We start from the raw sequence: 6,204 nt of genomic DNA, 5'->3' as shown, positions 1-6,204 counted from the left end.
TTGTCGGGATCCCCCCGATACATCCAGTATCGGGGCGACCCTCCGCCTTGCGATCGCACGCACCAGACGCCACCGAGCCCGCCCTCCGGGCGGACGGCGCTACTTTCGAAACACGCCCTAGCAGCCGACGCCGGTTCGGAGGGTCCAGGCATGACCGGGCGGAGGAGCGGCCGAGTATGCCGGTTGCGCCCGCTGCGGCAGCTTCCCGGACGGCACCGATGGCGAATTCGTACCTGCGGACGACCTGCCGGGACCGGAGAGAGCGTCCGGAAGCTGTCCTCGCCCGAGCGTCCCCCCCGAGTCACCCCTGGTCCGGACGACCGGTCCAGGTGGGACGATCTCGGTGTGCGTGCTGGGGCCACGGAGCCGGCGCCGTCCTGGACGGAGCCGACCTGCTGCCCGACTTGATCCATCGCCACCTGACGGCGCAGACCACGATGGGGGCAAGGAACATGGACAGCATCCACAGGCCCACACTCGCCGGCGAATAGATGTAGTAACGCCACTGCTCCGGCAGCGGGGCCGGCGCGAGCAGCAGCACGGTCAGTCCGATCCACGTGACCAGAACCGCTCCGGCCAGGCGTACTGCCATCCCCATGGACTCCTCCGACGGCTGCTTGTGTCTCGCAGACGGATCATAGAGGCGGCAGCCACCCTCGCTGCCGGCAGTGCCCGTCGGCTGGGGTCAACGCCCCTCCTTGATCAGGGGGTCGATCATCCTGTGCAGTTTGTTGTCATCGATTGAACTGAGTGACCTGGCCGCTATCTTTCCGTCTCGGTCCAGAACGACGGTGGCGGGGAGGGACTGAGGGTTCAGTGTGCCCTTGGGGAATCCTGACAGGAGCAGTTTTCCGATCGGGTCGTACAGGCTCGGGTATGCCATATCGAAGTCGTCTTCAAATGCCTTGGACAGACTCTTGTTGCCGTCGCGGGCGTTGATGCCGACGAATGCGACCCCCTTGGTCTTCATTTCCTTGGCGACCTTGTTGAAGTAGGGCGTTTCGGCCCGGCACGGCGGGCACCAGGAACCCCAGGCATTGATCACGACGACCTTGCCCGGAAGCCGGCGACGTCGAGGTGCTTGCCCTGAAGCGTCTCGCCCTTGATCGGGCCGACAGGTTTCCGCTCTCCCTCGGGAACCGTTGAGATGCCGTCCGCGCTCGTTGCGTAGTTGGTCCGACCGCCGCCTTCGGACTTGCCGCTGCCACAGGCGGACAGGGAGAGCGAGCCAAGAGTGACGATCGCGGTCAGAGCGGCGGCACGGGAGACGGGCCTGGCAGTCATGCGATGAGTTTCCCATGGGCCCGTGCAGAGGAGATCACCCCTCGGGGCGGTGCGAATCGGCGCACCGACGCCGGAAGGCGAGTTGCGACACCGGCCGCGGCGCCGGGGTGTTTCCTCCGCGCGTACGGGTTGCGCACCGCGCCCACGAGAAGCCGATCGCGTACCGGGCCGGGTCGCAGACGGTCCGTGAGCCTGTCCAGATGCGCCGTCAGGTTCTTGCGCCGCCGTAGCTCGCCGATCTCCTCAACCGCCGCGAGGTCGCGTCGCACCTGGCCTCGACACGCTGGTCGGCCCCAGTCCTGCGCGACAACGACCCACTACCTGCAGAGGGCTCCCGCCCCCTTGCGGGATCCGTCGCCCGCCGTATGTGCGTGTGCTGCAACTTCGCCCCCGAAGCGCCGGCGTGGGGAAGAAGGCCCGCCGGAGGCGTTGCTCCGGCTCTCACCAATAGTGGCGTCTTCCACCGACCTGGTGACCGACGGCTCCGAGGATCCAGAGGATCGCACCGATCACCAGGAGCACGACACCGATGGTCCAGAGGATGGAAAGGCCGGTCAACAGCCCGATCACGAGCAGGATTACTCCGAGGACGATCATTACATCCCCCAATCTTTCTGGCTCACTTCTGAGTATGCCCCTCAGCACGTCCGCGCGCTTTCCGGCGGGAACGGGCTGCCGGAAAGCGGACGAGGGTGCCGCTCGCGCGGCACCCTCGTCCGGCGCTCACCCGACGGCGGCCGGACTCCGGCACACCGTCTCACCCCGCGCGCGCATCCGCACCGCGCGGGCACGATGACGAACTCCGCCTGCCGGTTCTACGGTCTCGCTTCGCCTCGAGGAACGGAGGCGGCGGCCCGGGGGCTCTGCCCGGCTGCCGGCGGGCCACGACCAGCGGGCCTTTGTCCCCGGACAGGGAAAGGTTCTCGCGTCAGGCGCTGAGCAGGCGGTTGAAGAACGAACGGTACCGCTGAAGGGCGATCCGAAGGTCCTCGGTGAGGACTTCCTCGCCCCGGCCCCACTGGCTCTCGAGTCCCTCCTTGCGGGACGCGAAGGACCGGGCCAGCGTCTGCATGACCTCGGCGACCAAGGCGTCGGCCGTACGGACGGCGTCCTGCGGATCGTCGACGAAGGCGGTCTGAACAGCCTGCCACTTGGACTTGAAGGTCTCCGCTTCGTCGGAACCGAGCAGCGGTGCGTTCTCCTGACCCTGGTCCGGCGCCGTCGGCTGCGGTGTGCCCGCCACCTGCTTCGCGGGCTCGCTCTCGGCGGCGGGCGGGGGAGGCGCGTCGGCCGCCGGAGCCTGTGTGCTGTCACGACCGGTGCCGGTGGCGGCCGGGGGCGCATCGTCCGCTGCCGGACCTCCGCGACTCGCACCGGGGTCCTCGCGGGGCCGGGCGAGATCCTCTGTGCTGATGCCTTCGCCGGTCGCCCCGCCGTGGTTGATCGCTCCGCTGTCTTCGCGCTGCATGCTTGTCCACCTCGTCCGGAATGGTTTCGAGTGACTTCTGATGTGCCGCCCGGCGCCGGTATCCGCCGGCGCCGGGTCACGCACGCTGCTGCCCAGGCCGGTCGCCGTTGGTGAGCAGGTCGTCGAAGAGCGCGCGGTAGTGCACCATCGCGCCCCGCAGCTCCTCGGTGGTCGTCTGCCCGCTGTCGGTCCGTGTGTTGACTTCGTGCGCGGCGCGGTAGTGCTCCAGCGTCCGCCCGTGTTCGACCGACAGGTCCTTCACCTGCTGCTCGTACCCTTCGGTCGGGTAGCCGCGTTCCTGCATGAGGCGGGTCACCAGCTGGTCCGCCTCGCCCACCGCCTCCTGCGGGCGGTCCACGAAGTGTTCCTGCACGTTGTTCCAGTCCTGCGCGTACTGCTGCCGGGTCGTCGAGGGCAGCGCCTTCAGCTCGAGGTCGTCGTGCCGCTGCTCGCGTGCGCGCAGGTCGCGCTCCGCCGCGGTGCGACTGTCCCCGGCTTCGACGGTGCGTTCGTACTCGGGACCGAAGCGCTCCCGCAGGTGCCGCCGTCGACCGGCGAGTCGCATGACCACCGCGAGGGCGATCAGCACCACCACGACGACGACGATGGCGATAATGATTCCTGTGGACATCTGGTCCTCCGATTCGAGGTCAGCCATATCCCCGTAATGGGCGGCTGCCCCTGGGACGCGGTACCAAACAGACACCCCGTCCGATCCCGGATGACAGCCGAGGCGGCGGACCGCGACGTCGTCGACGGTCCCCTCCTGCGGCCAGGCGCGATGCGGCCTGGTGAACCGCTCAGGCGACCCGCCTCTCCGGCACCGGTTCCTCCTCTTCCTCGTCGGGCAGCTTCACGTCGCTGACGGCGATGTTCACCTCGACGACTTCCAGACCGGTCATCCGCTCGATGGCGGCGATCACTTCGGTCCGGACCTCACGTGCGAGCTCGCCGATCGCGAAGCCGTACTCGACGATGATGGACAGGTCGACCGCTGTCTGGACCTCGCCGACCTCGACCTTGACGCCGCTCGTGGTGGACGCGCCTCCCGCTCCCGGCACCCGTTCGCGTACGGCCCCCATGCCGCGGGCGAATCCCCCTCCCATCGCCTGGACTCCGGGTACCTCCCGGGCCGCCAACCCGGCGATCTTCGCGACCACACCGTCGGCGATCGTGGTACGTCCGCGTGCTCCGGGATCCGTTCGGCGGTCTCCCGCGGAAGGTCTCGCGCCCTGCGCGGCCTCGGGCTCCGGGCGGGTGGTCTGGGGCCCGTTCGGCCGGGTCTGCTCGGTCATGATGGGTCGCCCTTCCGTAGAGAGGGTGGAGGCGATCGCCGTGGCCAGTTTACGTACAATTTGTCCGCATTGCTTAAGGGTGGGGTGGTGGACGGCCCTGCCGCGCCGGACGAGGGGCACGCGACCGGACTCCTGCTCGGGCCGTCTCGGCCCGGTCCGGATCTCCGCGCCCCTCACGGAGGGGGTTGCGCCGGCCACCGTCCGTCCACCGGGGTGGGGCAGCGGTTCCCGTCGGGGACTACGCGAGGTCGGCTGCGGTGCTCAACGGACGGCCGCTGCGCAGGTTCCAGCGCCCCGAGCCGCCACTGAGCTCCGTCAGTGTCAGCGGGGCGACGTCCAACCGCCAGAAGGTCTGCGGCGGGAGGTCCAGTGCGTGCACGATCGCGGCACGCACCACCGCGGGTTCGGCGACCCCGAGCACGCGGCCACCATCGACGTGGCCCCGCTGCACGGAGTCGAGCCAGCCACCGACCCGGGCACAGAGGTCGAGCAGCGATTCCCCGCCGTGCGGGGCGGACGCAGGATCGGACAGCCAGGCCGACACCGCCCCGGGCTCGTCCGTACTCACCTCGGCCAGTCGCTGCCCGCCCCAGCGCCCCAAGTCCCAGCACCGGAGCGACGGTTCGGGATCGGCGTGCAGCCCCAACGCCTCGGCGGTCCCGGTGCACCGCACGGACGGGCCGTACACATGACGGTCGGCGGCGGGCAACGCACCCGACGCCGCGCGTGCCCGTCGCTCGCCGGACGCGTCGAGCGGCGCGTCGCCGTCGAATCGGGCCTCGCGCAGCGCGGCATTCAGCGCCGGTGAGATCAACATCACCTGTACGGTCAACACCGGTGTCAACTCCCTGAACTGTGGCCTCTCGGCAAGCACACCATGGCATGCGGAGGCTGTCGGCCCCGCGGAAGGGGGCATGGCGGCGCGTGCTCCCAGGCGGTATGGTCGCGACGAACATGACGACGGTGTGATGGAAGTCCGGTGAGAATCCGGCACGGTCGCGCCACTGTGAACCCGTACCCCTACGGGAAGTCAGACCCGCCGCTGTCGTCTCAGGCACCACGATCGGGACGCGTGTTCCCCCAGGAGGTTCTGCCATGGCACAGACTGCTGCCCCCGCTGCCGCATCACCCGCGGTCACCCCCATCTCGCTGAAGGCTATTGCCCCTTGGGCGGTCTTCTTCGGTGTCCTCATGCTCGTCCTGTTGTACTTCGTCGGCGCCGAGCAGGGCGCCACCTCGGTGATCTCCGGCGAAGGTGTCCACGAGTGGGTTCACGACGGCCGCCACCTGCTCGGTTTCCCCTGCCACTGACCTGTCGCACCATCAGGGGAACCCTCGTGAACTCCATATCTGTCAGAGCGCTGCTCGTCCGCGGCATGCTGGCCGGACTTGCCGCGGGCGTACTCGCGCTGGTCGTCGCCTACTTCCTCGGCGAGTCCCGGGTGGACGCTGCGATAGCCCTCGAAGAGGCGCACAGCCACGATCACGGCGGCGGTGAGGAACTGGTCAGCCGTACCTTGCAGTCCACTGCGGGTCTCGCCACCGGCGTCCTCGTCTTCGGCGTGGCGATCGGCGGCATCGCCGCGCTCGTCTTCTGCTACGCCCTCGGTCGTATCGGCAGGTTCGGCCCACGGGCCACAGCCGCACTGGTCGCCTTCGGGGCCCTGTTGACCGTGTACGTGGTGCCGTTCCTCAAGTACCCGGCCAACCCGCCGGCCATCGGCAATCCCGACACGATCGGGCAACGTACCGCCCTGTTCTTCCTGATGGTTGCCCTCAGCGTGCTGCTGGCCGTGGCCGCCGTCATCGTCGGCAGGCGGCTGGCGCCGCGACTGGGCAACTGGAACGCGACGATCGCCGCGTCCGCCGGCTACGTCCTCGCCATCGCGCTCGCCTATGTCTTCCTGCCCTCGTTCAACGAGGTCGGCAAGGACTTCCCGGCCGGTCTGCTGTGGGAGTTCCGGCTCGCCACCCTTGCTGTTCAGGCCACGCTCTGGACCACATTCGGCCTCCTTTTCGGTTATCTGACCGAACGGCTGCTGGTGCCCAAGCCCGGCACCGCGACCGCCGGGGACGGTAGCGCGTCCCGCGCGGCGGCCGCAGCGAGCTGAGCCGTCGGCCGGTACGACGACGGAGCCCGCCAGGATCCTCCTGGCG

8 protein-coding genes, 1 pseudogene and 1 riboswitch are annotated in these 6,204 nt (G+C 69.2%); of the genes and pseudogenes, 2 read left to right on the top strand and 7 right to left on the bottom strand.

The features are described from left to right. Nucleotides 1-301: 301 nt before the first annotated feature. The 7 genes and pseudogenes from ACFVXE_RS38470 to ACFVXE_RS38440 form a co-directional block, all read right to left on the bottom strand. Nucleotides 302-592, bottom strand: coding sequence for a hypothetical protein (locus ACFVXE_RS38470; RefSeq protein WP_389678397.1), 291 nt, complete (start codon nt 590-592; stop codon nt 302-304). A gap of 93 nt (nt 593-685) precedes the next feature. Beyond that, a pseudogene (locus tag ACFVXE_RS38465) lies at nt 686-1,284 on the bottom strand (TlpA family protein disulfide reductase). 441 nt (nt 1,285-1,725) lie between these two features. Continuing rightward, nucleotides 1,726-1,881 carry a DUF6131 family protein gene (locus ACFVXE_RS38460; RefSeq protein WP_389678395.1) on the bottom strand — a complete coding sequence of 52 codons (156 nt, stop codon included), beginning with the start codon at nt 1,879-1,881 and terminating at the stop codon, nt 1,726-1,728. Nucleotides 1,882-2,212: 331 nt separating this feature from the next. After that, entirely contained in the window at nt 2,213-2,752 is a 540-nt protein-coding gene (locus ACFVXE_RS38455; RefSeq protein WP_389678393.1) for a hypothetical protein, read from the bottom strand. 76 nt (nt 2,753-2,828) lie between these two features. After that, nucleotides 2,829-3,383, bottom strand: a complete 555-nt coding sequence (locus tag ACFVXE_RS38450; RefSeq protein WP_389678401.1) for a hypothetical protein — start codon at nt 3,381-3,383, stop codon at nt 2,829-2,831. A gap of 169 nt (nt 3,384-3,552) precedes the next feature. Next, the gene (locus ACFVXE_RS38445) at nt 3,553-4,047 is read right to left on the bottom strand and encodes an Asp23/Gls24 family envelope stress response protein (protein WP_389678392.1); all 495 of its coding nucleotides are present in this window, start codon (nt 4,045-4,047) and stop codon (nt 3,553-3,555) included. A gap of 238 nt (nt 4,048-4,285) precedes the next feature. Beyond that, nucleotides 4,286-4,879: a histidine phosphatase family protein gene (locus tag ACFVXE_RS38440; RefSeq protein ID WP_389678399.1), complete on the bottom strand. Its 594-nt coding sequence runs from the start codon at nt 4,877-4,879 to the stop codon at nt 4,286-4,288. Between the two features lie 111 nt (nt 4,880-4,990). Then, nucleotides 4,991-5,139, top strand: a riboswitch (adenosylcobalamin (AdoCbl) riboswitch). 3 nt (nt 5,140-5,142) lie between these two features. On the opposite strand from ACFVXE_RS38440, the gene ACFVXE_RS38435 reads away from it, so the two are divergent. Continuing rightward, complete coding sequence (locus ACFVXE_RS38435) at nt 5,143-5,358, top strand: CbtB domain-containing protein (RefSeq protein ID WP_389678390.1); 216 nt, start codon at nt 5,143-5,145, stop codon at nt 5,356-5,358. 26 nt (nt 5,359-5,384) lie between these two features. Continuing rightward, entirely contained in the window at nt 5,385-6,158 is a 774-nt protein-coding gene (locus tag ACFVXE_RS38430; protein WP_389678389.1) for a CbtA family protein, read from the top strand. Nucleotides 6,159-6,204: the final 46 nt, after the last annotated feature.

The organism is Streptomyces sp. NPDC058231, assembly GCF_042882275.1.
In the GTDB taxonomy this organism is placed as follows: domain Bacteria; phylum Actinomycetota; class Actinomycetes; order Streptomycetales; family Streptomycetaceae; genus Streptomyces.
Note: the sequence above shows the minus strand (reverse complement) of the source record. Positions and strands in the feature narration are given on the sequence as shown.